The organism is Stenotrophomonas sp. KH_029 (assembly GCF_057839765.1).
The window spans coordinates 521,160-546,224 of sequence record NZ_CM174498.1 but is presented as its reverse complement, the minus strand read 5'-3'; the positions used below and the strand labels follow the sequence as shown (position 1 = coordinate 546,224).

Below are 25,065 nucleotides of genomic sequence, written 5' to 3'. Positions count from 1 at the left end.
GTCGCGCCGATCACCGGTATCGGCAGTCGTTTGGGAACCGACCCTGCCAGCGACGCGAGCGGTGGCTTTGTCGTGCCGCCGTGCGGGTTACATGCCGCGGAACAGGCTCATGAACGGTTGGCTGACATTGAGCAGTTCGCTGCGCTGCTTCAGGCGCAGTTGGCCGCGCCCGCTTTCATCGCGGCTGACCGCCGCCACCGCCTTCATGTTGACTATGGTGGAGCGATGGATCTGGCGGAACCGCTGCGGGTCCAGCACCTCCAGCAGTTCGCGCAGCGGCGTGCGTAACAGGCTCTCGCCCTGCTCGGTGACCACCGTGGTGTATTTGCTGTCGGCACGGAAATAGATCACGTCTTCCAGCATGATCAGCTGGGTGTCGCGGCCGTTGCTGGCGGTGATCCAGGCCAGCGGTGGTGCGCTGGAGCGCGCTCCGGGCTGCTGGCCCAGGCGCTGCAGCAGCTGTTCCAGCAACGCACCGTCGGGGCGGCCCTGCTGCAGGCGCGCCAGGATCCGTTCGCGGGTGGCCAGCAGGCGCTCATCGCTGACCGGCTTGAGCAGGTAGTCGATCGCACCCTGCTCGAACGCGTCGATGGCGTACTGGTCGTAGGCGGTGACGAACACCACCTGGGTGCGCGGGCTGAGCTCGGGCAACGCGCGGGCCACCTCGATGCCGCTGATGCCGGGCATGCGGATGTCCAGGAACGCCAGGTCGGGCTTGAGTTCGGCTAGTTTCTCCAGCGCGCCGGCACCGTCCTCGCAGTCGGCCACCAGCCGCAGCTGCGACCACAGCCGCTGCAGTTGCGCCACCAGCGACTGGCGCAGCAGGTCTTCGTCTTCGGCGATGAGGGCGTCAAGCTGCATGGATGGCCTCGCGCGCATCGTGCGGCAGGGTGATCGTTGCCGCCACGCCGCTGGGGAAGTTGGACACGATCGCCACCACGGCGCGCTCGCCACAGGTCAGTCGCAGGCGCTCGCGCAGGTTCTTCAGGCCGATCCCGGTGCCGCTGCTGCCCTGCCCGAAGCCCAGGCCGTCATCGGCCACGGTCAGGGTCACGTGGTCGTCGAAGGCGCGCGCGATGATCCACACCGTGCCACCGCCGGGCTTGGGTTCCAGTCCATGCTTGATCGCGTTCTCGACCAGGGTCTGCAGCGCCATCGACGGCAGCGGCAGCCCGAGCAGCGCCGGCGGCACATCGACCTGCAGGGCCAGCCGCGCGCCCATGCGGATCTTGAGGATCTCCAGGTAGGCCTGGGTGCGCTCCAGCTCCACCCCCAGGGTGGACATGGATTCCTCCACGCTGGGCAGCGAACTGCGCAGGTACTGGATCAGGTGCCCCAGCATCTGGTCGGCGCGCGGTGGATCGGTGCGGGTCAGCACCTGCGCATTGGCCAGCGTGTTGTACAGGAAGTGCGGCTCGACCTGGGCGTGCAGCAGGTTCAACCTGGCCACCGACAGTTCCTTCTCGGTGGCGGTCTGCTCGGCGGCCGCCTGCTCGCCCCGGCGCTGCTCGGCCACCCGGCGGGTGATCGCGCGGCCGACCGCTTCGGCGTTTTCGTAGTTGCTGCCTTCGTCCACCGCCAGCAGGTCGGCCCAGACCCCGGCGTCGGGTTCGAACAGCAGCGTCACGCTGCTCGTGCCCTGCCCCGGGGTGACCGTGGCCAGCACGCTGTTGCGGCGGATCGCCAACCGCGCCGGCAGGTTCCAGCGCGACGGCGGACGGCCGTTGTAGGGATCCACGCGGCGCACATAGGCGCGCACCTGCAGGCTGCCGGCGGCACTTTCGATGTCTTCCACCCGCGGCAGTTCGGCGATGGCGGCCTCGACCAGGGCGAAGGCCGGGCCGGCATCCATCGGCAGTTCGATCTGGCGACGCTGGCGGCTGGACAGGGTGGTGGCATCCAGCCGCCCGGCACTGAGCCAGACCCGCCGGATATGGGTGATGCAGCTGCCGATCGCGGTCACCATCAGGAACAGCGCGAGCAGCCCGAACACCCAGCCCGGGCCTTCGTCCATGCCGTGGAAGAAGCCGCTCCAGACAAAACCGGCCACCACCAGGGCGGCGGCCCAGGCCAACAGGATGCGCAGGATCAGGACGAGGCTGGCGAACACGGCGGTGTCTTCATGATGGGATGGGGCGAGCATAGCCCTGCCGCCGGCCAGGACAAGCGCGATGCGACGAAGACGGGGTTTGCGGGGATGAAGCCGGCCGGTGGCCGGCGGCCAACGATAGCCGAGCGTGGCTCGGCCCTGCCTGGCGTGTCCCCGCCGGCGTGCCGGCGGGGACGGTCGGCCTATTTCCGTTCGGCGACACTGGCATCGCGCGGGGCACGGAACTCGGAATCTTCACTCCAGTTCGGCCAGGGACGCGAATTGGCCAGCTGGTTGCCCAGCGTGTACAGCACCTCCAGGTCGCGCGCGGCGCCGGCGAAGCTCCAGTCCGGCTGCCACTGGTCGCCCTGCTGGTGGTAACGCTTGGCGGTGTAGTCGTCCGAGGCGGCCTTGCCTGCGGCCACGCCACCGTCCACCCAGTCCTGGCCGGCCGAATAGGACACCGCCGGCACGCCGCGCTTGGCGAACGGGAAGTGGTCCGAGCGGAAGAACAGGCCGGCTTCCGGCTTCGGGTCAGGGGTGTAGCGGATGTCCCAGCCCTTGGCCACGTCCTTGAGCTGGTCCAGCAGTTCCAGCCTGGCCGAGCCATAGATGCCGAAATCGCGCGACGGGCCGAACGGCGCCATGCCGTCCATGTTGATCACCGCCACGGTCTTGCCCAGCGGGTACAGCGGGTGGCTGGCGTAGTACTCCGAGCCGAGCAGGCCCTTCTCCTCGGCGGTCACCGCCAGGAACAGCACCGAGCGCTGCGGGCGCGGGCCCTTGGCATAGCCGCGCGCCAGCTCCAGCAGCGACGCGGTGCCGCTGGCATTGTCCAGCGCGCCGTTGAAGATGGTGTCGCCGCTGGCGTCGGGCTTGCCCACCCCGATGTGGTCCCAGTGCGCGCTGTACACCACGGTCTCGTCCGGGTGCTTGCTGCCTTCCAGGCGCGCGGCCAGGTTGTGCGAGGTGATCACCTCGGTCTTGACCGCATACCTGGCCGAGAAGGTCTCCCCCTTCAGTTCCACCGGCTTGAAATCGCGGGTCTGCGCCTGCTGCTTGAGCTGCTCGAAATCCAGCCCGGCGCGCTTGAACAGGTCCACCGCCAGATCGCGCTGGATCCAGCCTTCCAGCAGCGGATGGGCCTGGGCCGGCTTGTCGCGGACCACGTCGAACATGGTGTTGGTATTGGAACCGGCCACGGTGGCCCAGCCATAGGAAGCCGGTGCGGTCTCGTGCACGATCAGCACGCCCAGCGCGCCCTGGCGCGCGCCTTCCTCGTACTTGTAGGTCCAACGGCCGTAGTAGGTCATGCCCTTGCCGTCGAAGTCGCCCTGGCCGCTTTCGAAGTCCGGGTCGTTGATCAGCACCACCGCGATCTTGCCCTTCAGGTCCACGCCCTTGAAGTCGTCCCAGTTGCGCTCGGGCGCGTTGACGCCGTAGCCGAGGAACACCAGCGGTGCGTCGTTGATGTCCACCGCGTTGGCGCCGTTCATCGCCGCGCGCACGGCGATTTCCTTGCCCTGGCTCAACGCCTGCGGCTTGCCCTGGCTGCGCAGCGACAGGCTCGGCGTACCGACGATATCGCCCTTGAGCAGCGGTACGGCCTGGGTCCACAGGCGCTTGCCGTCCTGCAGGTCGCCAGCAGGCTGCAGCCCGGCCGCGGCGAACTGCTTGCTCAGGTAGGCAATCGTCCTGGCTTCACCGGCGGTTGCCGGCGAGCGGCCTTCATAGGCGTCGGAGGCCAGCTCCTTGACGTCGGCGGAAATCCGCGCGCCATCGAACTTCGGCGTTGCCGCCATCAGGGCGCCGGACACCGACAGGGCCAGCACGCTCAGTACTACTCGCTTCATCGCTCTCTCCACACACGGGACCACTTGGATCCCGAGTGTAGGCGATGGACGCAGCGGCGGGCTCTGCCCGGTCGGCGACCCGGCAGCGGATGCAACCGGTAGCCGGGCAACGCCCGGCCCCACGCTCCGGCCAGCTACGGTTGGCCCGTTACCAGTTCGGGTCTTCGGCCGGCGCCGCCGGCTTCGGGGCCGCCGCACGCCGGGCTGCCGGCTTGGCCGTGCCCGCTGCCGTGGCGGTCGCGGCGGCCTTCACCGGCGCGGCCTTCTGGCGCAGTTCGATCGCGCCGGGCTTGAAGCTGCCGCCGCCCAGGTCCGCAGCGCCTTCCAGGGTGCCATAGGAGGTCTGCGCGGCCACCCGGTCGATGCGGATGGTGCAGCACGGGGTCTCGGTGCGGCCCAGCGAACGGCCGGTCTGCGGATCCTTCAGGGCTTCGCCCAGCATCACCGCCTGCCAGCGCTGGCCGACCTGCAGCGAATCGCCGCCCTGGCTCAACACCACCTGGTCGCCGCTCATCGACACCACCGACACCGGGAAGATCTCGGTGATGATCGCGCTGCCGATCTGGCCGGACAACGAATCCATCATCGCCGCGGCCATGCCCTTGCCGTTGACCACCCGGGGCAGGGTGCTCGGGCCGGTCGAGGCCAGCTGGTGGTCGAAGCTGTCGGACATCACCACCTCGCCGGTGGCGGCGTTGATCAGCCGCAGGGTGATGCGGCCACCGCCGGAGTACGAGCTGACCTGGCGGTCGGACATGCGCAGCTGGCGCACGCTACGCGGGTACTCGAAGCGTTCGATGGTGGGGATCAGGATCAGGTCGGTAGCCAGCTGCTGGCCCAGCCGCGCGGTGTCCTGCAGGCGCACGTTGCCGCTGTTGATGTGGTCGATCTCAGCCTGCATTTCCTCGCCGAACTCACGGTCGAGCACGATGAAACGCTTGGTCTGGGTCAGCGTGTCGTTGAGCCGGGCGCGGATCGCGCGGGCCACTTCGTCGCTGTCGACCCGGCCGTCGCCGACCGCATAGGTACCGGCGCGCACATGCGGCTGGGCCACCACGATCTTCGGCCGGCCCTGTTCGTCCGGTGCACGGTACTTGGCGATATCCGCCTTGATCCGCACCTTCCAGTAGCTGCGCAGGGTGCGGCGGTTGACGTCCGATTCGAACGACTGGGCGCCGCGCTTGGCATCCAGCTTGGCCTGTTCCTTGTAGCTTTCCTTGATGCTGGCCGAAGCCGAGCCGACGCCATCGCTGGCTTCGGCACTGGCCTGCGCCGAGCCACTGGCCGAGGCGGAGGCCGAATAGGTGAAGCCGGCATCGCTGGCGCGTACGCGCGCGATCACTTCTTCATCGAGCTGGGTGACTTCGTCCTGCGAGAGGATTTCATAGCCCAGCACCGCCCCCTGCGAGGCGGCGATCATCTGCTGGGAGAACGCGTCGGCGCGGATATCGCCGACGTGCTCGCCGTCCACGTCCACATGCAGGCCAGCGCGGATGCCCTGCATCTGGCTGGCCACGCGCACGCCGTTGACCTGGGCCACGGCCGACTGCAGCGCCGCCAGCACCGCCAGCTCCGGCGTACTGCCGATGCCCTCGGCTTCGCGCGCCACCTGGGTGGTGCCGCCGAAATCCGGGGCGCCGCGCAGCGGTTCGTCGGCCGGTTGGGCCAGCTTGGTTTCAGGCTTGGCCGGTACCGCCTCCACCGCTGCCTCCTGCTTGCCGCAGGCGGCAAGCAGGGTGGCGGTGAGGGCCAGGCTCAACAGTCGGATGGAGGTCTGCATGCGTGGCCGTCCTTGGATCAGTTCAGGCCGTCGAGCATCGAATCGGCATTGCCCGGCACCTTGATCTTGCTGGCGCGGGCGAAGGTCATCGCCGACTTGGAGGAGTTGTACAGGCCCTTCAGGTAGCCCGGCGATTCCTTGGCAACCCAGGCGCCTGCCGCCAGCTTGCGGCCGGCGGTGGCCAGCTGGGTGGCGCCCAGGCTCTTCATGCCGGCGGCGAAGTTGCTGGCTTCACCGCTCAGCTTCTGGCCTTCGGCAGCCGAGGCGACCAGGGCCACCAGGCCGTCGGCGTAATGCTTCTTGGACTCGGCGCTCAGCTCCGGCTGCGCGGCGACGCGCTCGTTGATCGCGGCCTGGGCGTTTTCGCTGACCGACACCGACTTCTTCATCTGGTCGACGTTGACCGAACCGGACGACAGCGCGGTGCGCTCGGCTTCCAGCAGCTGCACCTGTTCGGCCAGGCCAAAGGCGCGGGCGAACGAGGTCTGGGCCTGCAGCGAATGCGACTGCGAGCTGACGAAACGACGCACCAGGGCTTCCTGCGCGGCTTCATCCGGGGCTGCGGCGCTGCTGGAGGCGGCGCTGTCGCCGCCGCCGACCAGGCCCTTGAGCTTGCCGAGCTGGGCGTGGGCCGGGGCGGCGAAGGTGGTGGCGATGGCCAGTGCGATCAGGGTCTTGCGGATCATGATGGATTCCTTATGGGTGGGTTGTTGCCGACCATCGGCCGGCCGTCGTGCGGGTAGCTGCCGACCGTTGGTCGGCAGGCATTGGCCTGCGCTGGATCAGCGCACGGCCTTGACGTTGAGCTCGTTGATCATCTGCTGGGCAGCCTTCTCGGCCGCTTCGCGCAGGGCATTGGTACGGGCCACGGTTTCATTCGGGCCCAGGCCGGCGTACTGCACCGGGCCGACCGAGGACACGGTGCGCGGGAAGCGCCCGGTCACGTCCAGCACCTTGCCGGTCACGGTCACATACACGCGGGTGTTGCCCGAGACCGGGTCACGGTCGCGCATGCCGATGTCCAGCGTGCCCACCGCGATGTAGGGGATGTTGGCCGCGCGGATGCCGTTGGCGGTGTCGCGCAGGGTGGCCGCGGACAGGTCGTTGCCGGTGCTGAAGTCCTTGCGGATGCGCTCGATGCTGAGCAGGCCGCGGCTTTCGCCTTCGACATATTCCGCTTCGACCACTTCATAGCCGGCGCTGCTGAAGGCACCGGTCATGGCGGTATTGACTTCGGCGGCGTTGGCCACCTTCCAGCTGATATTGTCGCTGCGCGCAGTGGTGCTGCCGCCGCTGGTGACCGACACCGACGCGTTCTGGTTGATGCTGCCGTTGGTGCTGACCGAGTTGCCGCGGAAGCTGTCGCCTTCGCGGGTCTTTTCGTCATAGCTGCGGCTGGCGTCGACGCGGCGGTATTCCTTGTCCTGGAACGACTGCACGGTGTCCTGCGAGCGCGCCATGAACAGGAAGGTCAGCAGCGAACGCTCGTTGCTGCGCGCACCGGCCACGGCCGAACCGGCATCCAGCTTGGTCTGCAGCAGGGTGGTGTTGATTTCGGCACGGACGGTGACCGAGTAGGTCTTGGCCTTCTTGTCTTCGTCTTCGGACAGCGGCACCGCCGACAGCACGTAGCGGTCGATCTCGCCGATCATTTCGGCGCGGCGCGCCTCGAACAGGCGCAGCTTGGCCGCGCCCGATTCGGCGATGTAAGCCTCCAGTGCGTTGACCTTGGCCTTGTTCAGTGCCTGCGCACGGGTGTCCGCGCTCAGGCGCAGGCCATAGCTGGCCGACCCGGTGCCACGCGAACTGGCGGTCTGCGCGGCGACCGGAGCGGTTACCAGCAGCGCGATGAGAATCAGCAGTACGGTACGAATCAACGACATGATTTGATCAACTCCTGGAGGGCCTGGGTCTGTTGCTGCAGCGGGCGTCCGCCCGGCTTCTGTTCGTCCAGCCAGGCGCGCGCATCGGCGCGCTTGGCGGCGGCACCGGCGAAGGCGTCCAGCCCGGCCAGCACGGTTTCATAGCCGGCCGACCACTGGTCGACCTGCCACTGGGTGACCGGCACCACCTTGGTGGCGCCCTTGCGCAGCGGCTGGTCGAAGTACACCTTGCCGGAGAACGGCTCGACCACCGACACCTGGAAGAACGCGCCGAACAGCATGGTCTTCATCACCGGCGTTTCGCTGACCACCCCGCTCTTCATCGCATCCAGCTGCAGCTTGATCACGTAGTCCGGCTCGGGAATCTTCAGCTGGTAGACCTTGCCGTCGGCAAAGCGCGCCGCCATCGCCCCGCCGATCGCCTCGCCGCTGGCCGGCGGCAACAGGCCGATGCCGGTGTTGGACGACAGCGCCTTGGACAGTTCGTGGGCCAGCGTGGCGCGCAGCGGCGCTTCCATGGCCGGATTGGGCAGCTTGGCGCGCGCGGCATCGGACAAGGTCACCGCGCCAACCTGCAGGCGGCGGACCGAGGCGTTGGGTAACTGGGCGTTGGCCAGGGTCTTGGCCAGCACCGTGGGCAGGCCGGTGGCCGCCCCGCCGTACAGCAGGTCGGCGACGATCGCATCGATCTCGTCCTGGTCCGGGCGGTATTCCAGCAGGTCGATGCGCTGCAGGGTGAGCGGATAGGAGGCCACCACCTGGCGCTCGCGGAAATCGAAGAACAGCGCCTGCAGCGCCACTTCCACCAGCACCTTGTACTGGTCGCCGATCGGCTCGACCGAGACCAGCTCGCGGTCCAGTGCAGCAGCCAGCACGGTGGCGCTGGTAGTGCCGTCGAGCTTGGCCAGCTGGTCGCTGATCAGCTGCAGGTGGGCAGGCGGCTGCCGGCGCAGGGCCGCGCCCAGCTGCTGGTTCAGGGTATCCGCGCCGCGGGCCTGGATCACCCGGGTGCTGTGCGGGGCCACGTCGTTGCGTGCCGATGCTTCACCGGTAAAGGCGAAACCGGCCCAGTAGACCTGCTGGGACTTGTCGGCGGCGTACGCGCCCCCGGTCACCATCACCAGGCACAACACCACCCACGCGCCAACCGCGCGTGTCCGCTTCTTCCCTGAAACCATCTGCCTGCGTCCCTTGTCGTGGTCCGGCCCAGGGACGGTCCCGGGGTCGGTAACTTGAATGCGCGCAACGATAGCCCTTAGCTTGGGCGTGGGCAAGATGTGATTACGTCAGCCTTCTGCGAGGGCCTGGGCCCGCGCCTCCAGGACCGCGCGCTCGCGCGCGTTGCCGGTCAGCCCGGCCGCGCGGACAAAGGCGGCGCGGGCTTCGGCACGGCGGCCCAGCTGGGCCAGCAGATCGCCCTGCACCGCTGCCAGTGGCGCGTAGCCCTGCAGGCGGGCATCGGCGGCCAGCTGTTCGACCAGCGGCCAGGCCGCCGCCGCACCCTGTGCACGCGATACCGCCACGGCCTGGTTCAAGGCCACCACCGGCGAGGGCTGCCGTTGCGCCAGGCGCGCATACAAGGCGGCCATCGCCGCCCAGTCGGTGTCCTGCGCCCGCCGCGCGCGCGCATGGCAATCGGCGATCGCCGCCTGCAGCACATAGGGGTCGTCGGCGCCGCCCAGCGCGACCGCCTGGCGCAGCGCGGCCTGGCCCCGGGCGATCTGCAGCCAGTCCCAGCGGCTGCGGTCCTGGTCGGGCAGCAATACGGCATTGCCGTGCGCATCCACCCGCGCCGCCGCGCGCGAGGCCTGCAGTTCCATCAACGCCACCAGCCCATGCACCTGCGGCCAAGTTGGCAGCCGGTGCTGCAGGACCCGGCCCAGGCGCAACGCTTCTTCGCAGAGCGCCGGGCGCATCCAGTCATCGCCGGCACTGGCGGTATAACCTTCGTTGAACACCAGGTAGACCACCTCCAGCACCGATGCCAGCCGCTCCGGCAGCGCGGCGTGGCGCGGCACCTCGAACGGCACCTGCTTTGATGCCAGGGTGCGCTTGGCGCGCACGATGCGCTGGGCGATGGTGGGTTCGGGCTGCAGGAAGGCACGCGCGATTTCATCGGTGGTCAGCCCGCCCAGCAGGCGCAGGGTCAGCGCCACCCGTGCGTCGGCCGACAACACCGGGTGGCAGGCCACGAACATCAGCCGCAGCAGGTCATCGCCGATGTCATCCTGCAGCGCATCGCTGTCGTCGGGCAACGGCAGCGGCTGTGGTTCCAGTTCGCTGCCCCACTGCGCGTGCTGGCCAGCCACGCGCTGGTGCTGGCGCAGCACGTCGATGGCGCGATTGCGTGCGGTGGTCATCAGCCACGCTCCCGGATTGTCCGGAACTCCCTGTGCGGGCCATCGCTCCAGGGCGGCCAACCAGGTGTCCTGGGCCAGTTCTTCGGCACGCCCGACATCGCCGCCCAGCATCCGGGTCAGGCGCGCGATCAGGGCCGGCGCTTCCATGCGCCAGAGAGTGTCCAGTCGTTGCGTCAGCGCGGTGTCCATGCTGCTGATGGAAACACCGCGCAGCGCAGCGCACAAGCCACGGTGGTCATGCGTGGGCCGGCCTCAACCCGGCTCGCCGTCCATGTGCGCGATCTCCCACAGGTGGCCGTCCAGGTCCTGGAAGCCGCGCTGGTACATGAAACCGTAGTCGCGCGCCGGCTGCGGTTCGCTGGCACCGGCCTTGAGCGCCTTGCCCAACAGGTCGTCCACCGCCTTGCGGCTGGTTGCCGACAGGGCAATGATCACCTCGGTCTGCTGGCGCGCATCGCTGATCGGCTTGTTGGTGAACTGGGCGAAGAAGCTCTCCACCAGCAGCATCACCAGGATGGTGTCGCTGATCACCAGGCAGGCCGCGTTGTCATCGGTGTAGGTGGGATTGAAGCTGTAGCCGAGCGCGGCGAAGAAGGCCTTGGTGGCGTCCAGGTCGCGGACCGGCAGGTTGACGAAGATCATCTGGGGTGCATCGCTCATCGTTGTGGCTCCTTGGGCTGGGGATCAGGGTTGTTTCATGCAGTTGACCATCCACGGCTTGCCGTAGCGGTCGATCAGGAAGCCCCAACGGTGGGCCCAGAAGGTTTCGCCGATCGGCATCTTGATTTCGCCGCCGTCGGCCAGCGCCTTGAACACGCGTTCGGCCTCCTCGGGCGAGTCCACGTCGATGTTGATGGTGGTGGTGCCCTCGCCGGGGCCGGATGGGCTGTCGGCGGCCATCAGGATGGCCGACCCCACTTCCAGCTGGCTGTGGGCGACGTGGTCCAGGGTCTCCGGCGGCATCCCGCCACAGCCTTCGGTGCTTTCCATCGGCGGCATGTCGCGGTACTTCATTTCCGAGGTGACCTTGCCGCCGAGGACCTGCGCGTAGAAGGCCATGGCCTCGTGGGTCTTGCCGTTGAAGCTCAGGAACGGAATCAGTTTCATGGAAATGCTCCAGGGGTACGGGGGTGGGAGGTCAGTCGGGGCTGCCGATCTGGTCGCGCAGACGCTGTTCCTGCGCACGTAATTCCGGGGTGAAGGCCTCGCCGAAATCTTCCATGCCGAAGATCGGGCGGATTTCCACCACGTCGCCGGGGCCGAACGGTGCGCGCTTGAGCCACTCGGTGGCTTCCTCCAGCGAACGCACCTGCCACAGCCAGAAACCGGCGACCAGTTCGCGGGTTTCGGCGAACGGGCCGTCGATCACCCGCGGCGTGGCCTCGCCGAAGGCGACCCGGCGCCCGCGCGAGGTCGGGTGCAGGCCTTCACCGGCCAGCATGATCCCGGCCTGCACCAGTTCTTCGTTGAACGCGCCCATCGCGCGCAGCTCGGCTTCGGTCGGCATCTGGCCAGCCTCGCTGGCCTCGGAGGCCTTTACCAGGACAATGACTTTCATCGTTGCTTCCTCTACGGCGGCCCGGCAGTGGGCCTTTCATTACCTACGACGCCGCAGTGGAACGGAAATCGACACCCCCGCAAAAAAAACTTCCGATCCCGTCAGCACCACGCCGCGACCGGCCTGAACAGGCGTTCCTCCTGCCGCGCTGCAACACCGCCGACACGCGGACTGCGGCATCATGTACCCCCTGTCCGCGACCGGTCCGCCATGCAATTCCTGCTGCTCATCTATATCGACGAGGGCCTTCTGCAGGCCCTGCCCAGCGACGAATACGACCGCCTGATGCACGACTGCCTGGTGCACGCCGATGCGCTGCAGGCCCAAGGCACCCTGGTGATCGCACAGAAGCTGGAGCCGGTAGCCAGTGCCCGTACCCTGCGCGTGCGCCAGGACCAGGCCCGGATCACCGATGGCCCGTTTGCCGAAACCCACGAACTGCTGGCCGGCTTCAACCTGATCAACGCCGACGACCATGAGCACGCCATGCAGATCGCCCGGCAGTTCCCGTGGTCGCGGTTCGGCAGCATCGAGGTGCGGCCGCTGGCCGACATGGATGCCGAGCGCCAACGCGTCGGCGCCTGCCGCTGACCCGCCTGGCCGCAGCGGCGCAGGCGGGGGTGCGGGCAAGCGCGGTTACGGCAGCAGAGTGACCTTCAGGTCGCGGGCGCCGACGCCTTCATTGCCGCTGTAGTCGCGCACGCTGGCGCGGATCAGGTAGTCGCCGGCCGGCAGCGCATCGGGCTGCCAGCGCCCGCTCTGCACCAGGCCATCGCGTACGGTGTTGGTTACCAGGTAGCGGAAGCGGGTGAGCGCACTGCCGTGCACGGTGATGCCGCTGTCCGGTGCGTAGGCGACCAGGGTCGCACTGCGTTCGCGCGGCATCCGGTTGAACACGATGTTGAAGCGCGGCTGCTCATAGCCCGGCAGCGACTGACCGCGCGCGTCCAGGATCTGGTAGCCCACCTGGTAGGCGCCCAGCCGCCGGCGCGGCAGGTTGCGGTCGACCTGGTCCCAGGCCTCGACCACGATCTGCACGCCCGGGCCCAGCCGCGGCACCGCCACCCGGCCATCGCCGCCGGGCGTGAGCGGCAGGTCCTGGTCGTCCAGCAGTTCAACCCCGGTGATGCGCGGTGCGAACGCGTCGGCATAGCCGGTGAAGCCCAATGCCACCGCATTGCGCTCGAAACCGCTGGCGCCCACGCTGAGGTGCACGTGGGCCATGCGGTTGATGCTGCCCAGCGCATCGCCGGCAGCAAAGCGCGTACCGCGGCGCACGCGCACCCGTTCCAGCTTGCCCTCGTCATCGAACACCTGCGGCCAGCGCGCGTCGAGGGGACGGTCGCGCGGATCGCGGCCGACCTTCATGTGGATGTAGCGCAGCCGGTCCAGCGACAGCCCCTCGGCCTGCCCGCCCACTGACCAGGTGGCCGCCGGGCTGCTGACCTTGCCTGCGGCGACCGCCAGCACGGTCTGGCCGACATCGCCGCGCACGTCGAAGCCGTCGTGCAGGTGGTGGCGGCTCTCGCCGGAGAACGTGCCGCGCACTTCGCCCAGGGTACCGACCACCTCATGCCAGCCATCCTGCGGCGCCAGCGGCCAACGCCCGGCGGTGACCGGCAGCGGTGCCTGCGGCGCCGGCCCGATCAATGCCGGTGCCGCGGTGGCCGTAGCCGCCAGCGGGCGCAGCCGGTGCACGCGGTAGGACGCTGCATCGGCCAGGTACAGCCCGCCGCGGCCGTCCAGGGCCAGCGCCGTGGGCCGCGAAAAACGCGGCTGCGGTGCAACACCGGCCAACGCGACCTGATGCCCGTGCGCGGAGACCTGCACCACCTTGCCGTTGACGTCGCTGACATACAGCACGTCATCGAAGGTGACCGCCACCGACAGCGGGCCGCTGAGCACCCCGCCATCGGCGACTACGGTCTGCAGGCTGCCATCGGTGTCCAGCCGGCGCACGGCATTGTTGAACAGGTCGGCGATCAGCAGCCGGCCGTGGTGGTCCAGTACCACGGCCACCGGCGTATCCAGCCGGGCCAGTTGCCCCACGCCATCCACCAGCCCCGGCGCCGCGCCGCCGGCCAGCGTGCGAACCTGCCCGTCCGGCTCGATCACGCGGATGCGGTCGTTGTAGGTATCGGCCACGAACACGCGGCCATCGCGGCCGACCGCCACGCCCATCGGCGCATCGAAACGCGCCTGCGCGGCCGGGCCATCGGCGAAGCCGCGCTGACCGTCGCCGGCGATCGTGCGGACCTGGCCGTCCGGCGCGACCGCGCGGATCACGTTGTTGCCGGTATCGGCAACGTACACCGTGCCGGCCGCATCCACCGCGATGCCCGACGGCGTATTGAACTGCGCCTGCAGCGCAGGCCCATCGCGCCAGCCCTCGCCCTGCCCGGCCAGCGTATCCACGCGCCCGTCCGGATACAGGCGGCGGATGCGGTTGTTGTCGCCGGCATCGGCGATGTAGACCACGCCATCGGTACCGACCGCCAGCCCGTATGGATCGGCGAAGCGCGCCTGGCCTGCCGTTGCCGCATCGAGCAGGCCACCGACGCCATCGCCGGCCACGCTGTCGATCTGCGCGTTCCAGCCCAGCGCGGTCGTCGCCGGTGCCGGTGGTGGCGGCGGCGGGCCGGGCTCATGCAGAAAGGTCCATGCCAGCAACGCCAGGGTCGCCACACCGATCACCACCGCCCACGCGCTGCGTCCCATTGCCATCTCTTTGCTCCGAAGGGCACTGACGATAATGGCTGGGCGTGCATCTGCAAACCCATGCGCGGCGGCGAATGCGTCGACGACGCTTGTGCCGCCGCGCCCTCCCGGGTTCCAATCAGGGTTCATTCCATGGAAGGAGGCACCCATGCCGGGTTTGCATCGACACCCCATCGCGTTGCTGATCGCACTGACGCTGGCCGGCGCTGCCCCGGTGCACGCCATGCCCGACAGCCGCGCTGCCACCACCGAAGAACAGACCCGGACACTGCAGCAGGCCCTGCGCGAGGCGGCGCAGCAAGGTGCGCAGGGCGACACCCTGGGCGCGCTGGTCGCCTTCGAACGGCTGCTGGCCGAGCCCGGCCTGGCCACACTGCCCGCAGGCGACCGCACCGAGGCCTATGTGGTGGCCGGCTGGATCGCCCTGCAGCTCAGCCAACCGGCCGCCGCACGCAGCTACCTGGGCAGCGCGCGGCAACTGGCGCCGGAAGAACCGCGCGCGTTGTATCTGCTCGGCGTGCTCGAATCCGAGCAGGGGCACCACGTCGAAGGCGCGCGCCTGATTACCCGCTCACTGCGCCAGGCCGATACCTTCCTGCCCGAAGTCGGCTTCGCCATGGCCGGCACCCAGGGCCAGCTGTTGCGCGGCCATGACACCGAGTACCGCGACTTCCTGCAGGTCCTGTTCGACCGCAACTGGAAACCGGACGGGATCGAGCCGACCGACTTCTGGCGGCTGCTGGCGGTGCTGCAGATCCAGAGCGGCCAGTCCGACCTCGTCGCCGCGACGCTGGAGCGCATCGACAGCCCGATGGAAATCCTGGCCATGCGTGCGGACAAACGCTTCGACCGCTACATCGACCGCAACAACCCCCGTTTCGATCCGGTCCAGGCCGCGCAACGCCACCTGGATGCACTGCGGGTCAATGCCCTGCTGGCGCCGGACCAGCCCAGCGCGCTGGTCCATATCAGCCAGGCGATGCTGGTGCTGGGCCAGCACGAAGAGGTGCTGGCGGTGACCGAGCCGATGGCCAGCGCCGTCGCAGGCGCCAGGGTGCCGCCCAATATCGACGAAGCCGGCGATATCGCCTGGCTGCTCAACAACCGCGCCATCGCCCAGCGCCGGCTGGGCGATATCGACGCCGCGCTGGCCACGCTGGAGGCCGCCGCGCAGTTCAAGCAGGAAGGACAGACCAACATCAGCCAATGGTTGAACCTGGCCGCCTGGCAGGCCGCGCTGTTGCAGCCACGCAAGGCGCTGGAGACCAGCGCGCGCGTCGGCGACAACCTCAGCCCGTACGGCGAAGCGGTGCAGCAGTGGGTACGCTTCAGCGCCCACCGCCAGCTCGGCGACACCGAACAGGCCGACCGCGCCAAAGCCTGGCTGCAGGCCCATGCCGACAATGCGGACGGCTACGTGATGGAAACCCTGCTCTACGACAATGCCCTGGACCAGGCCGCCGCCGACCTGATTGCCCGCCTGCAATCCACCGAAACGCGCAACGATGCGCTGCTGTCGGTGCAGCGGTTGCGGACGGTGCCGCCGCTGCCCGGCGATGTCGAACAGGAACGGCGTTGGTGGCAGGTGGTCGAACGTGCCGACGTGCAGGCCGCGCTCAAGGCCGTCGGCCGCAGCGAGCAGCACGCCCTGTTCCGGCCCGGCGGCTAGCCTTGCAGTGAATGCCCGGCGCTAGCGCGCCGGCGTTTCCACCTTGAAGCCCATCGCCTCGCGGTAGCGCAGGTACAACGCGCTGACCTTCTCCACATAGGCCAGCGTTTCGGCATACGGCGGCACGCCCTTGTAGCGGCTGACCGCGCCGATGCCGGCGTTGTAGGCGGCCGCCGCCAGCGTGCGGTCGCCCTTGTAGCGTTTCAGCAGCGCCTTCATGTAACGCGCCCCGCCATTGATCGACTGTTCGGCCGACAGCGGGTCGGCCACCCCCAGCTCGGTGGCGGTATCGGGCATCAGTTGCATCACCCCCTGGGCGCCCTTGGGCGAGACCGCGCCGGCATCGAAGCCGCTTTCGGCATGGGCGATCGCCCGCAGCCAGGCATCGTCCACCCCGGTGGCGCGCGCGGCGGCCTTGAACTGTTTGGCATGGCGGTTGAGCTGCGGCGCGCCGACCTTGCCCAGCCCCGGGTGGGCCGGCTCGCCCGGCGGGGTGGCCACGGTGAACTTCAGGAACACCCGCGAACCGGGCAGGTTGCGCGTGGAATACACCAGCGCCCCGTCCTGCTCGCGTTCGTACAGGGTGCCGGCGAACACGCCCATGTTGCCCCACAGGTTGGGGGTCTGCACCGCGCCGTCATCGATCTGCTGCGGCGTGCAGCGCGACCCCGGCTCCGGCGCGGTGGCCAGGCTGACCGTGCTGTCGCGCACGCAGCGGTACACCGTGCGTGCCGAGGCCGGGCACGGCAACAGCAACGACAGCAGCACCAGCACGGCAGGCAGGGTCGGTTTCATCGGCTCGGGTCGGGGCACGCCAGTCGTGCGGCGCGATGATCCGGCCCGGGCCGCGAACCGAAGGTGAACACCGCTCCGGCAGCGGCAAGGGGGCCAGCCGGGGCAGCGCCCACCCTGGGCCGCCGCCGGACGGCCGGCTGTGACAGCGGACGGTCCTGACGGTTTCGCCCCAGCCGGCCCCCGCCATGCCCCTACCGGGGCCACGCCGACGGCCATCGGGGAAGAATCCGATTCCAATCCCCTCCGCCAAGTGGTGATATAGCGCACCAGGGCTACGGCTCGGCTGCCGTCGCCGTCCGCCGTTCCCCACCCATCCGGCTTCGAGGTCTGCTTGAACCGCGCCAGGATCATCGCCGCCACCGTCCTGTTCGCCCTGCTCGGGGCCCTGCTGCCGATCGCCATCCTGGGGTACTTCACCTGGGCCCGGGCCACCGACAGCGAACATGCGCGCCTGCAGCTCACCGCTGAGCGCACCCTGCTGCGCACCCACCGCGCCTACGAGGGCGGGCTGAAGGCGCTGCGCCGGCTCAACCAGAGCACGCTGGCCCCGTGTTCGCCCGAGCACGTGCAGCTGATGCGCGCGCTGGTGGTAAGCACCCACTCGGCCGAGCAGATCGGCTACTTCGAGCAGGGCCGGCTGCGCTGCACCTCCTGGGGGATGATGGAACAGCACACCCCCGAACCGGTGCCGGACCACATCACCGCCGACGGCGCCGGCATCACCCTGGGGGTACGCCCGATCGCCGGCGACGGCGCCGGGCTGCTGGCCGTGCAGCTGGGCCGCCACGACGTGCTGATGGACCCGGCGCGGCTGGTCGATGTGATCACCGACCCCAACGTGCGGCTGGCCGTGGCCAGCCCCGACGGGCGCCTGATCGCCCAGCAGCAGATGCCCGACCAGCAGCTGCTGCAGTTGCTGCTGCGCCAACCGCACAGCGGCATGGACGGCAACAGCCTGTATGCCACCGCGCAGGACCAGCAGTGGCTGGCCATTGCCACCGCCCCGCGCACCGACCTGATCGCCAGCTTCCGCGCCCAGTTCCGCCAGTACATCCCGCTGGGCGTGCTGGGCGCGCTGGGCGCGGTCGGGCTGGTGCTGTGGCTGTCGCGCCGGCGGCTGTCGCTGCGCGGTGAACTGGCCACCGCCGTGCGCCGGCGCGAGTTCTTCCTGCACTACCAGCCCATCATCGAACTGGACACCGGCATCTGCGTCGGGGCCGAATCGCTGCTGCGCTGGCGCCGCCCGGACGGCAGCCAGGTCCGCCCGGACCTGTTCATTCCGCTGGCCGAGGAAAACGGCCTGATCGAAGACCTGACCGACCAGGTCATCGACATGGTGATCGCCGACATGCGCGATCTGCTGGTGCGCGACCGCAGCGCGCACATCGCCATCAACCTGTCGGCCTGCGATGTCAGCAGCGGACGCGCGCTCAAGGTGCTGTCGGCCAGGCTGGCCGGCACCGGCATCCATCCGCAGCAGATCTGGCTGGAGGCCACCGAACGCGGCTTCATCGACATCCAGCGCGCGCGCACCACCCTGGCGATCGCGCGCCGCGCCGGCCACTGCGTGGCCATCGACGATTTCGGGGTCGGCTACTCCAGCCTGCAGTACCTGCAGCAGCTGCCGCTGGACGCGTTGAAGATCGACAAATCCTTCATCGACGCGATCGGTACCGACAGTGCCACCAGCCCGGTCACCTCGCACATCATCGACATGGCCAAGACCCTGGGGCTGTTCACCGTTGCCGAAGGCATCGAAACCCCCGCCCAGCTGACCTACCTGCAGGCCCGCCAAGTCGAATTCGGCCAGGGTTGGCTGTTCTCCAAACCGCTGCCGCCCGATGCCTTCATGGCCTTCCACCAGCAGCGCCGCGAGCAGTACGGCAAGGCCCGCGAAGACATGCAGAACCCCAACAGCGCCGTTGCCGAGTAAGCCACGCTGGCGCGTTACTCGTTGTCGATCCCGGCCAGGACCAGCACCCAGCGCGGCACCTTGGGCTCGCCGGCATAGAAGCCCGGCGGCTTGCCTTCGGCCATCGCCCAGCGATGCACCCAGCCGATGCCACCGGCGCCGAAGTAGCCATCGGCATGCGCATAGGCCGGGTCCTGCAGGGCCTGCTCCAGGCTGATGAAGGTGTAGCCGCGGCGCCGGGTCGCGGCGACCAGCTCACCGATGCAGTCGGCGTTGAGTGCATTGGCATGCACCAGCCACACCTGCGCCGGCAGGCGGCCCAACAGTTGCTGCGACTGCTGCTGGTAGTAGTCCAGCTTGTTGAGCATGTACGGCACATAGCCGCGCCGCAGCTGGCGCAGGCGCGCTTGGCGCACGCCCGGGTCGGCCTCGGTATCGCGCACATGATCGTAGGCGAACGCCCAGATCCATTCGCTGTTGTCCACCGTGACCGGCGCGATCCGATAGCCATGCTGCTGCAGGAAGTCGGCCAGGGCGGCGCGCTGCTGCAGGTCCTGGCCGGTCCGCAGGTAGGGGTGGCGGAACCAGCGCGGCGGCTGGCCGCGCCGGGCCAGCAACGGGCGCAGGGTCTGCTCGCCGCGCAGGATGTCCTGCTCGTAGGCCGGCAGCCCCACCGCGTGCAGATCGACATGGCCGTAGGTGTGGTTGCCCAGCTCGAACCCGGCATCCAGCCAGTCGCGCAGCATCTGCACCCGTTCGGGGAGCACCCGCCCCTGCTGTTCCAGCTTGCCTTCGTTGACGAAGCCGACCACCGGCAGCTGCGCGGCCTTCAGCGCGGCCAGCAGTTGCGCATGGCGCCGGGCCAGTTCCGGATCGTGGCGCTCGTCCAGCCGCTGCCAGGGCAGGTCATCGATGGTCAGCGCGATGCGCTGCGCCGGCGCGGCCTGCAGCGCCCCGGCCCACACCAGCAACGCCACCCCCACTGATCGCAGCAACCTCGTCCGCACGCCTCACTCCCGTATCCAGCCCCGGCCAGCATAACGCCGCATCCGTGCAGCACCGGCTGTGGGTCCGCTCACTCCACGGCAGCGGCCCATGCCGCAGGCCGGCGCATCACCACCGCCAGCGTGGCGGCCAGCAACACCAGCAGCACGCCCGGCAGCCACCGCTCGCCCAGGGTTTCCAGCATCACCCCACCCACCACCCCACCCAGGGCGATCGCCAGGTTCCAACCGGTCACCACGAACGACTGCGCGATATCCCCGGACGCACCGGCCCGCCGCGCCACTGCCGTCTGGAACTGGGTGGCCACGCCACCGAAGGCCACGCCCCAGGCCAGCGTGCCCAGCACCAGCACCAGCGCCGACCCCGGCCACACCGCCAATGCCAGGGCCGCCAGCGCGAAACCGGCGGTACTGGCGATCACCAGCCGGTGCAGCCAGCGGTCCACCCACAGCCCGGTGATCCAGATACCCAGCAATGCCGCCACCCCGAACACCAGCAGCAGGCGGTCCAGCCAGGCCACCGCACCGGCCAGCGCGGCGAACGGTTCGATGTAGGTGTACAGCACGTTGTGCGCCAGCACGAACAGGAACATGGTCAACAGCGCCGCGCGCATGCCCGGCAGCCGCCATACCCGGCCCAGCGTCTGGCGCGCCCCGGCGCCGGGGGCGGCCAGTGCCGGCAACGCCAGGCGCGCCCACAGCAGCAGCCCCACGCTGAGCAGCGACATCAGCCCGAATGCCCAGCGCCAGCCGATCGTCTGCCCAAGCAGGGTGCCGGCAGGAATGCCCAGCGACAGCGCCAGCGGTGTTCCCACCATCGCCACCGCGATCGCCCGGCCCTGCAGTTGCGGGGCCACCATGCGGCTGGCATAGCCGGCCACCAGCGACCACAGCAGGCCGGCGCTGATGCCGGCGATGAAGCGCGCCACCAGCATCACCGGGTAGGCGTGGGTCAGCGCGGTGACCGTGTTGACCACCACGAAGCCGGCGATGGCCGCCAGCAGCAACGGCCGCCGCGGCAGCCGCTGGGTCAGCGCGGTCATCGGCAATGCCGCCAGCAGCGAGCCCAGCGCATACACCGTCACCAGCTGCCCTACCAGCGCACGGCTCACGCCCAGGTCGGCGCTCATCGGCGACAGCAGCCCGGCCGGCAACGCCTCGGTGAGGATGGTGATGAAGCCGGCGCTGGCCAGTGCCAGCAGGCCGCCCCACGGCAGCCGCGCGGCCGTGGGCGGCGCGGCGGCAAGCGCACACGCCGCGGCCTGGCCGCCTTCGCCGGCGCCGCTCATGCCTGTTCCCCTGCGGCGAGGCCGGCATACACCGCATCGCGCACCTGCTCGACGAAGGCGCCATGCATGCCTTCGTACAGGGTATTGGTCAACGCCACCACGCTCAGGCCACGGGCCGGATCGACAAACCAGCTATGCCCGTACGCGCCACCCCAGCGCCAGCTGCCGCCCGCCTGCGGCGTGGCAGTGGGGAGCGGGTCGCGCAGCACCGCAAAGCCCAGGCCGAAGCCCCAGCCCGGCGCGTCCGGCGGCCCCTGTTCGCCCACCTGGGCGCGTGCCATTTCCGCCACGCTGGCCGCCGGCAGCCAGCCGCGGTGCGCGTCGCCACGCAGCGCTTCCAACAAGCGCATCACGTCCGCCGCCGTGCCCACCATGCCACCGCCGCCAGAAGCAAAGGCATGCCGATTGCCGGCCCGGGCAAGGCTGTAACTGATCCCGGCCGTGCCCTCGAACGGCGGTACCACCTCGCCCTCGCGCAGCCGGTGCGGCTGCGGCGCATCGCTGACGTAAGGCGTGGCCAGGCGGGCCGGGCTATCGGTGTGGAAGCCGGTGGCATCCATTCCCAGCGGCGCGGTGACCTGTTGGCGCACCACCTGTGCCAGGTGCAGGCCGGTAGCCGCTTCCAGCACGGCGCCGGCCACGTCCACCCCGAGCGAATAACCCCACCCCTGCCCGGGCGCAAACAGCAACGGCGCCTGCGCGATCCGGCGCAGGTTCTCCTCCAGGCTGACCGTGCTGTCGTCCATGCCGTCGCTCACCCCGGCACGGGCCAGCGGGCCGTGCGCGTCTGCCTCCAGGAAACGGTAGCCCAGCCCGGCGCTGTGGCTGAGCAGCTGGCGCAGGGTGATGACCGGCCGGGTGCCATCGGGCAATGCGGGCCGGAACTCGGGCAGCCAGTCGGTGACCGGCGCATCCAGCGACACCCGGCCCTGCGCTACCAGGCGCATCACCGCGGCCGTCACGATCGGCTTGCTCACCGATGCGAGCCGGAACAGGTCATCGGCCTGCATCGGCCGCTGCTGCTCGCGGTCGGCCCAGCCGCTGGCGCTGGCATGGCGCAGCCGGCCGTGCTGGCGCACCAGGACCACCGCGCCCACCACCTGCTGGCGGGCATGGGCGGCGGACAACACCGCCTCCAGGGGCGGCAGGCACGGTTCGGCCAGCGGCCGGGCATCAGGCAGGGAAGACATGGCAGGGTCCAGCAGGAAGGGAGCGCCATGCTCGGCGTTCACCCGGCCGGGAAACACCCGGTCCGGGCTCCGTACATTCCGGACACCTCATTCCGCAATTGCGCTGTGCCCCGTACTGGCAAGGGATGCAGCCCGTCGCTGCCCGCCGCGCACCACTGCGTCCCACCGGCATGCCCCCGCCGCCCCTGCGGGCCGCTAGAGTGGCTGCTTTCTCCCTTGGCGCGGCCCATGTCTGCACTGGAAAACCTCGGCAACCTGCAGACCTTCGTGCACGTGGCCGACACCCGCAGCTTCGTCGAAACCGGGCGCCTGCTCGGCGTATCCGCCTCGGCCGCGGGCAAGACCGTCAGCCGCCTGGAGTTGGCGCTGGGCGTGCGCCTGTTCCACCGCAGCACCCGCAGCATCACCCTCACCGCCGAGGGCGAGCGTTTCCTGCTGCGCTGCCGGCGCATCCTGGACGAACTGGATGCCGGCCGCACCGAACTGGCCCAGCAGGCGGCCGCCCCCTGCGGCGTGCTGCGGCTGGGGCTGCCACTGGTGGGCGACCTGTCGCTGCCGATCCTGTCGGCGTTCATGGCCGCCTACCCGGGTATCCGCCTGGAGCTGGATTTCGACGACCGCCTGGTCGATGTGATCGAAGAAGGCTTCGACGCCGTGCTGCGGGTCGGCGAGCCCACTGATTCGCGGCTCAGCGCGCGCCGGCTCGGCGTATTCCCACGCTACCTGGTCGCCGCCCCGGCCTACCTGGCCGCACGCGGCACCCCGCAGACCCCGCGCGACCTGCTCCAGCACGACTGCCTGCACTACCGGTTTCCCAGCAGCGGCAAGCTGGAGCCGTGGCCACTGCCGCGCGAACCGGACGCGCCCGCGCTGGAGCTGCCGGTGGCCATGGTCAGCAACACCATCGAGGCGCGCATGGCCTTCGCCCTGGATGGGCGCGGCATCGCCTACATCCCCGAGCATTCCGCGCGCCAGGCACTGGCCGACGGGCGCCTGGTGCGGGTGCTGGCCGAGCAGGTCCACGCCTGCGGCACCTTCCACCTGCTGTGGCCGTCGGGCCGCCACGTGCTGCCCAAGCTGCGGGTGCTGATCGATTTCGTCAGCGCCCGGCTGACCGGCGTGAGCTGCTGAACAGCAGGCATTCATCGCCATCACGGCAGCCGAACCTATACTGGCGCTGCGACAGCCAGTCGCCCGTGTAATGAGGTATGCCCGCATGCGCCAGTGATGCCCCGCCGTCTGCTGACGGCCAGTGTTCTTGCCCCCTGCCCGCAGGGAGGCGTCCACGGCATCCATGGAGGTCGCATGACCGCATTTACCCTCACGCTCGACCGCGTGACCTGCACCCTGCCCGACGGGCGCGTGCTGTTTTCCGATATCAACGCCAGCTTCGACACCACCCCGACCGGCCTGGTCGGGCGCAACGGGGTCGGCAAGAGCGTGCTCGCCCATCTGCTGGCCGGGCAGCGCGCGCCGACCGCCGGGCAGGTCCAGTGCAGCGGCCGGGTGCACCTGCTGGGCCAGCACAGCGGCGTACTGCCCGGCCGCATCGCCGACCTGGCCGGGGCGGCCCCGGTACTGGATGCGCTGGCCCGGATCGAGGCCGGCAGCGTCGACCCGGCCGACTTCAGCGCCGTGGGCGAGCGCTGGGACCTGCGCCAACAGCTGCAGGCGCAGTGGCAGCTGCTCGGCCTGCCACCGCTGGATCCGGCACGGCCGGCGGCCACCCTCAGCGGCGGCCAGGCCATGCAGGTGGCGCTGGCCGGCGCGCTGCTGTCCGATGCCGACGCCCTGGTGCTGGATGAGCCCAGCAACCACCTGGACACCGCCCATCGCCACCGGCTGCTGGATGCCTTGTCGGCCTGGCGCGGCGGCTTGATCGTGATCAGCCACGACCGTGGCCTGCTGCAGCAGATGCAGCGCATCGTCGAACTGTCGTCGTCGGGCCTGCGCAACTATGGCGGCAACTACACGTTGTACGCGCAGCAGAAACAGGAAGAGCGCGCTGCGGCCACCGAGCTGCTGGCCCTGCGCAAGCGCGAACGCCGCCACCAGCAGCAGGCACTGCGCGAGCAGCGCGAGCGCCTGGAGCACCGCCAATCGCGCGGCCAGCGCGACGCGCGCAGTGCCAACCAGGCGCCGATCCTGCTGGGCGGCATGAAGAATCGCAGCGAGAACAGCAGCGGCCGCTGGCAGGCACAACAGGCCCAGCGCAGCGCGGAACTGGAGGCGCGGGTCCAGGAGGCCGCCGCCGGCGTCGACGCAGCCGCGACCATCACGCTGTTCAGCCCCAGCCCGGCGCAGCCCGGGCCGCAGCGCGTGGCCGAGCTGGTCCAGGCCGAACTGCCGTGGGTGCCTGCCCCCTGGCAGCGCATCGACCTGGACCTGCAGCGGGGCCAGCGCATCGGCGTGCGCGGCGGCAACGGCAGCGGCAAGTCCACCCTGCTGCGGGTGCTGGCCGGGCAACTGCAGCCACGGTCCGGGCAGGCGCGGCTACTGGCCAGCTGCGCGCGGCTGGATCAATCGCTGGCCGACCTGCCGCCCACCCGCTCCGCGCTGGACCTGCTGCAGCACGCCAACCCCGGCGCCGACCCGGCCACGCTGCGCACCCGGCTGGCCCTGCTCGGGCTGGATGCCGAACGCAGCCTGCGGCCGCTGGCCACGCTCAGTGGCGGCGAACGCCTGAAGGCGGCACTGGCCGCGCTGCTGTACGCGCAATCGCCGCCGCAACTGCTGCTGCTCGACGAGCCCGGCAACCATCTCGACCTGCCCTCGCTGGCCGCGCTGGAACAGATGCTCAACCAGTACACCGGCACGCTGGTGGTGGTCTCCCACGACCAGGCCCTGCTCGATGCGCTGAGGCTGACCCACGACCTGCAGGCCACCAGCACCGGCTGGGAGCTGCGCGCGGTGTAAGCGCGCCGCACCGGCATCGCAACCCGGCATCACGCGTGGTGATGCCGCG

General features: G+C 69.8%; 21 protein-coding genes. 5 read left to right on the top strand and 16 right to left on the bottom strand.

Annotated features, from left to right (window positions below; genetic code table 11):
* Nucleotides 1-87: 87 nt before the first annotated feature.
* The 11 genes from AC3ITM_RS02465 to AC3ITM_RS02415 all read right to left on the bottom strand — a co-directional run bounded on the left by AC3ITM_RS02465 (nucleotide 88) and on the right by AC3ITM_RS02415 (nucleotide 11,523).
* On the bottom strand, nucleotides 88-861 hold the full coding sequence (locus tag AC3ITM_RS02465) for a LytR/AlgR family response regulator transcription factor (RefSeq protein WP_489268157.1): 774 nt from the start codon (nucleotides 859-861) through the stop codon (nucleotides 88-90).
* Nucleotides 851-2,110 carry a sensor histidine kinase gene (locus tag AC3ITM_RS02460; RefSeq protein ID WP_489270010.1) on the bottom strand — a complete coding sequence of 420 codons (1,260 nt, stop codon included), beginning with the start codon at nucleotides 2,108-2,110 and terminating at the stop codon, nucleotides 851-853. The genes AC3ITM_RS02465 and AC3ITM_RS02460 overlap by 11 nt, the downstream gene beginning before the upstream one ends.
* A gap of 182 nt (nucleotides 2,111-2,292) precedes the next feature.
* Complete coding sequence (locus AC3ITM_RS02455; RefSeq protein WP_489268155.1) at nucleotides 2,293-3,942, bottom strand: M28 family metallopeptidase; 1,650 nt, start codon at nucleotides 3,940-3,942, stop codon at nucleotides 2,293-2,295.
* 148 nt (nucleotides 3,943-4,090) lie between these two features.
* The gene (locus tag AC3ITM_RS02450; RefSeq protein WP_489268153.1) at nucleotides 4,091-5,722 is read right to left on the bottom strand and encodes a CsgG/HfaB family protein; all 1,632 of its coding nucleotides are present in this window, start codon (nucleotides 5,720-5,722) and stop codon (nucleotides 4,091-4,093) included.
* A gap of 17 nt (nucleotides 5,723-5,739) precedes the next feature.
* A complete protein-coding gene (locus tag AC3ITM_RS02445; protein WP_228885791.1) occupies nucleotides 5,740-6,408 on the bottom strand; it encodes a hypothetical protein in 669 nt (222 codons plus the stop codon).
* 96 nt (nucleotides 6,409-6,504) lie between these two features.
* Nucleotides 6,505-7,605 carry a hypothetical protein gene (locus tag AC3ITM_RS02440; protein WP_179461088.1) on the bottom strand — a complete coding sequence of 367 codons (1,101 nt, stop codon included), beginning with the start codon at nucleotides 7,603-7,605 and terminating at the stop codon, nucleotides 6,505-6,507.
* Nucleotides 7,596-8,723, bottom strand: coding sequence for a hypothetical protein (locus AC3ITM_RS02435; protein ID WP_489270009.1), 1,128 nt, complete (start codon nucleotides 8,721-8,723; stop codon nucleotides 7,596-7,598). Before AC3ITM_RS02435 ends, AC3ITM_RS02440 begins: the two co-directional genes overlap by 10 nt.
* Before the next feature lie 168 nt (nucleotides 8,724-8,891).
* The gene (locus tag AC3ITM_RS02430) at nucleotides 8,892-10,154 is read right to left on the bottom strand and encodes an RNA polymerase sigma factor (RefSeq protein ID WP_489268150.1); all 1,263 of its coding nucleotides are present in this window, start codon (nucleotides 10,152-10,154) and stop codon (nucleotides 8,892-8,894) included.
* Nucleotides 10,155-10,217: 63 nt separating this feature from the next.
* Entirely contained in the window at nucleotides 10,218-10,625 is a 408-nt protein-coding gene (locus AC3ITM_RS02425; RefSeq protein WP_489268148.1) for a VOC family protein, read from the bottom strand.
* 24 nt (nucleotides 10,626-10,649) lie between these two features.
* The gene (locus AC3ITM_RS02420; protein ID WP_489268146.1) at nucleotides 10,650-11,072 is read right to left on the bottom strand and encodes a VOC family protein; all 423 of its coding nucleotides are present in this window, start codon (nucleotides 11,070-11,072) and stop codon (nucleotides 10,650-10,652) included.
* Nucleotides 11,073-11,103: 31 nt separating this feature from the next.
* Nucleotides 11,104-11,523 carry a YciI family protein gene (locus tag AC3ITM_RS02415; RefSeq protein WP_489268144.1) on the bottom strand — a complete coding sequence of 140 codons (420 nt, stop codon included), beginning with the start codon at nucleotides 11,521-11,523 and terminating at the stop codon, nucleotides 11,104-11,106.
* Nucleotides 11,524-11,733: 210 nt separating this feature from the next.
* Between AC3ITM_RS02415 and AC3ITM_RS02410 the strand changes: the two genes are divergently transcribed.
* Nucleotides 11,734-12,114, top strand: coding sequence for a YciI family protein (locus AC3ITM_RS02410; RefSeq protein ID WP_489268142.1), 381 nt, complete (start codon nucleotides 11,734-11,736; stop codon nucleotides 12,112-12,114).
* A 45-nt stretch (nucleotides 12,115-12,159) separates the two neighbouring features.
* On the opposite strand, the gene AC3ITM_RS02405 is transcribed toward AC3ITM_RS02410, so the two are convergent.
* On the bottom strand, nucleotides 12,160-14,241 hold the full coding sequence (locus tag AC3ITM_RS02405) for an NHL repeat-containing protein (protein ID WP_489270008.1): 2,082 nt from the start codon (nucleotides 14,239-14,241) through the stop codon (nucleotides 12,160-12,162).
* Between the two features lie 148 nt (nucleotides 14,242-14,389).
* Here AC3ITM_RS02405 and AC3ITM_RS02400 point away from each other — a divergent pair, with 148 nt between their 5' ends.
* Nucleotides 14,390-15,910, top strand: coding sequence for a tetratricopeptide repeat protein (locus tag AC3ITM_RS02400; RefSeq protein WP_489268140.1), 1,521 nt, complete (start codon nucleotides 14,390-14,392; stop codon nucleotides 15,908-15,910).
* A gap of 21 nt (nucleotides 15,911-15,931) precedes the next feature.
* Here the strand turns inward: AC3ITM_RS02400 and AC3ITM_RS02395 are convergent, their stop codons facing one another.
* Nucleotides 15,932-16,705, bottom strand: a complete 774-nt coding sequence (locus AC3ITM_RS02395; protein WP_489268138.1) for a lytic transglycosylase domain-containing protein — start codon at nucleotides 16,703-16,705, stop codon at nucleotides 15,932-15,934.
* A gap of 331 nt (nucleotides 16,706-17,036) precedes the next feature.
* On the opposite strand from AC3ITM_RS02395, the gene AC3ITM_RS02390 reads away from it, so the two are divergent.
* Nucleotides 17,037-18,638, top strand: coding sequence for an EAL domain-containing protein (locus AC3ITM_RS02390; protein ID WP_489268137.1), 1,602 nt, complete (start codon nucleotides 17,037-17,039; stop codon nucleotides 18,636-18,638).
* A gap of 14 nt (nucleotides 18,639-18,652) precedes the next feature.
* Here AC3ITM_RS02390 and AC3ITM_RS02385 read toward each other — a convergent pair whose 3' ends face one another.
* From AC3ITM_RS02385 to AC3ITM_RS02375, 3 genes are all read right to left on the bottom strand, one after another.
* Complete coding sequence (locus tag AC3ITM_RS02385) at nucleotides 18,653-19,624, bottom strand: polysaccharide deacetylase family protein (RefSeq protein WP_489268135.1); 972 nt, start codon at nucleotides 19,622-19,624, stop codon at nucleotides 18,653-18,655.
* Nucleotides 19,625-19,692: 68 nt separating this feature from the next.
* Entirely contained in the window at nucleotides 19,693-20,910 is a 1,218-nt protein-coding gene (locus AC3ITM_RS02380) for an MFS transporter (protein WP_489268134.1), read from the bottom strand.
* Nucleotides 20,907-22,100 carry a serine hydrolase domain-containing protein gene (locus AC3ITM_RS02375; protein ID WP_489268132.1) on the bottom strand — a complete coding sequence of 398 codons (1,194 nt, stop codon included), beginning with the start codon at nucleotides 22,098-22,100 and terminating at the stop codon, nucleotides 20,907-20,909. The genes AC3ITM_RS02380 and AC3ITM_RS02375 overlap by 4 nt, the downstream gene beginning before the upstream one ends.
* Nucleotides 22,101-22,328: 228 nt before the next feature.
* On the opposite strand from AC3ITM_RS02375, the gene AC3ITM_RS02370 reads away from it, so the two are divergent.
* Nucleotides 22,329-23,231: a LysR family transcriptional regulator gene (locus AC3ITM_RS02370; protein ID WP_489268130.1), complete on the top strand. Its 903-nt coding sequence runs from the start codon at nucleotides 22,329-22,331 to the stop codon at nucleotides 23,229-23,231.
* A gap of 174 nt (nucleotides 23,232-23,405) precedes the next feature.
* Entirely contained in the window at nucleotides 23,406-25,016 is a 1,611-nt protein-coding gene (locus tag AC3ITM_RS02365) for an ATP-binding cassette domain-containing protein (RefSeq protein ID WP_489268128.1), read from the top strand.
* The last annotated feature ends 49 nt before the right edge of the window (nucleotides 25,017-25,065 follow it).

Coding starts and splice junctions, on each gene's coding strand:
- AC3ITM_RS02420 (WP_489268146.1), bottom strand. CDS start 11,072: ATGAAACTGATTCCGTTCCTGAGCTTCAACGGCAAGACCCACGAGGCC.
- AC3ITM_RS02430 (WP_489268150.1), bottom strand. CDS start 10,154: ATGGACACCGCGCTGACGCAACGACTGGACACTCTCTGGCGCATGGAA.
- AC3ITM_RS02425 (WP_489268148.1), bottom strand. CDS start 10,625: ATGAGCGATGCACCCCAGATGATCTTCGTCAACCTGCCGGTCCGCGAC.
- AC3ITM_RS02405 (WP_489270008.1), bottom strand. CDS start 14,241: ATGGGACGCAGCGCGTGGGCGGTGGTGATCGGTGTGGCGACCCTGGCG.
- AC3ITM_RS02410 (WP_489268142.1), top strand. CDS start 11,734: ATGCAATTCCTGCTGCTCATCTATATCGACGAGGGCCTTCTGCAGGCC.
- AC3ITM_RS02395 (WP_489268138.1), bottom strand. CDS start 16,705: ATGAAACCGACCCTGCCTGCCGTGCTGGTGCTGCTGTCGTTGCTGTTG.
- AC3ITM_RS02375 (WP_489268132.1), bottom strand. CDS start 22,100: ATGTCTTCCCTGCCTGATGCCCGGCCGCTGGCCGAACCGTGCCTGCCG.
- AC3ITM_RS02400 (WP_489268140.1), top strand. CDS start 14,390: ATGCCGGGTTTGCATCGACACCCCATCGCGTTGCTGATCGCACTGACG.
- AC3ITM_RS02415 (WP_489268144.1), bottom strand. CDS start 11,523: ATGAAAGTCATTGTCCTGGTAAAGGCCTCCGAGGCCAGCGAGGCTGGC.
- AC3ITM_RS02450 (WP_489268153.1), bottom strand. CDS start 5,722: ATGCAGACCTCCATCCGACTGTTGAGCCTGGCCCTCACCGCCACCCTG.
- AC3ITM_RS02380 (WP_489268134.1), bottom strand. CDS start 20,910: ATGAGCGGCGCCGGCGAAGGCGGCCAGGCCGCGGCGTGTGCGCTTGCC.
- AC3ITM_RS02455 (WP_489268155.1), bottom strand. CDS start 3,942: ATGAAGCGAGTAGTACTGAGCGTGCTGGCCCTGTCGGTGTCCGGCGCC.
- AC3ITM_RS02440 (WP_179461088.1), bottom strand. CDS start 7,605: ATGTCGTTGATTCGTACCGTACTGCTGATTCTCATCGCGCTGCTGGTA.
- AC3ITM_RS02365 (WP_489268128.1), top strand. CDS start 23,406: ATGACCGCATTTACCCTCACGCTCGACCGCGTGACCTGCACCCTGCCC.
- AC3ITM_RS02465 (WP_489268157.1), bottom strand. CDS start 861: ATGCAGCTTGACGCCCTCATCGCCGAAGACGAAGACCTGCTGCGCCAG.
- AC3ITM_RS02445 (WP_228885791.1), bottom strand. CDS start 6,408: ATGATCCGCAAGACCCTGATCGCACTGGCCATCGCCACCACCTTCGCC.
- AC3ITM_RS02435 (WP_489270009.1), bottom strand. CDS start 8,723: ATGGTGACCGGGGGCGCGTACGCCGCCGACAAGTCCCAGCAGGTCTAC.
- AC3ITM_RS02370 (WP_489268130.1), top strand. CDS start 22,329: ATGTCTGCACTGGAAAACCTCGGCAACCTGCAGACCTTCGTGCACGTG.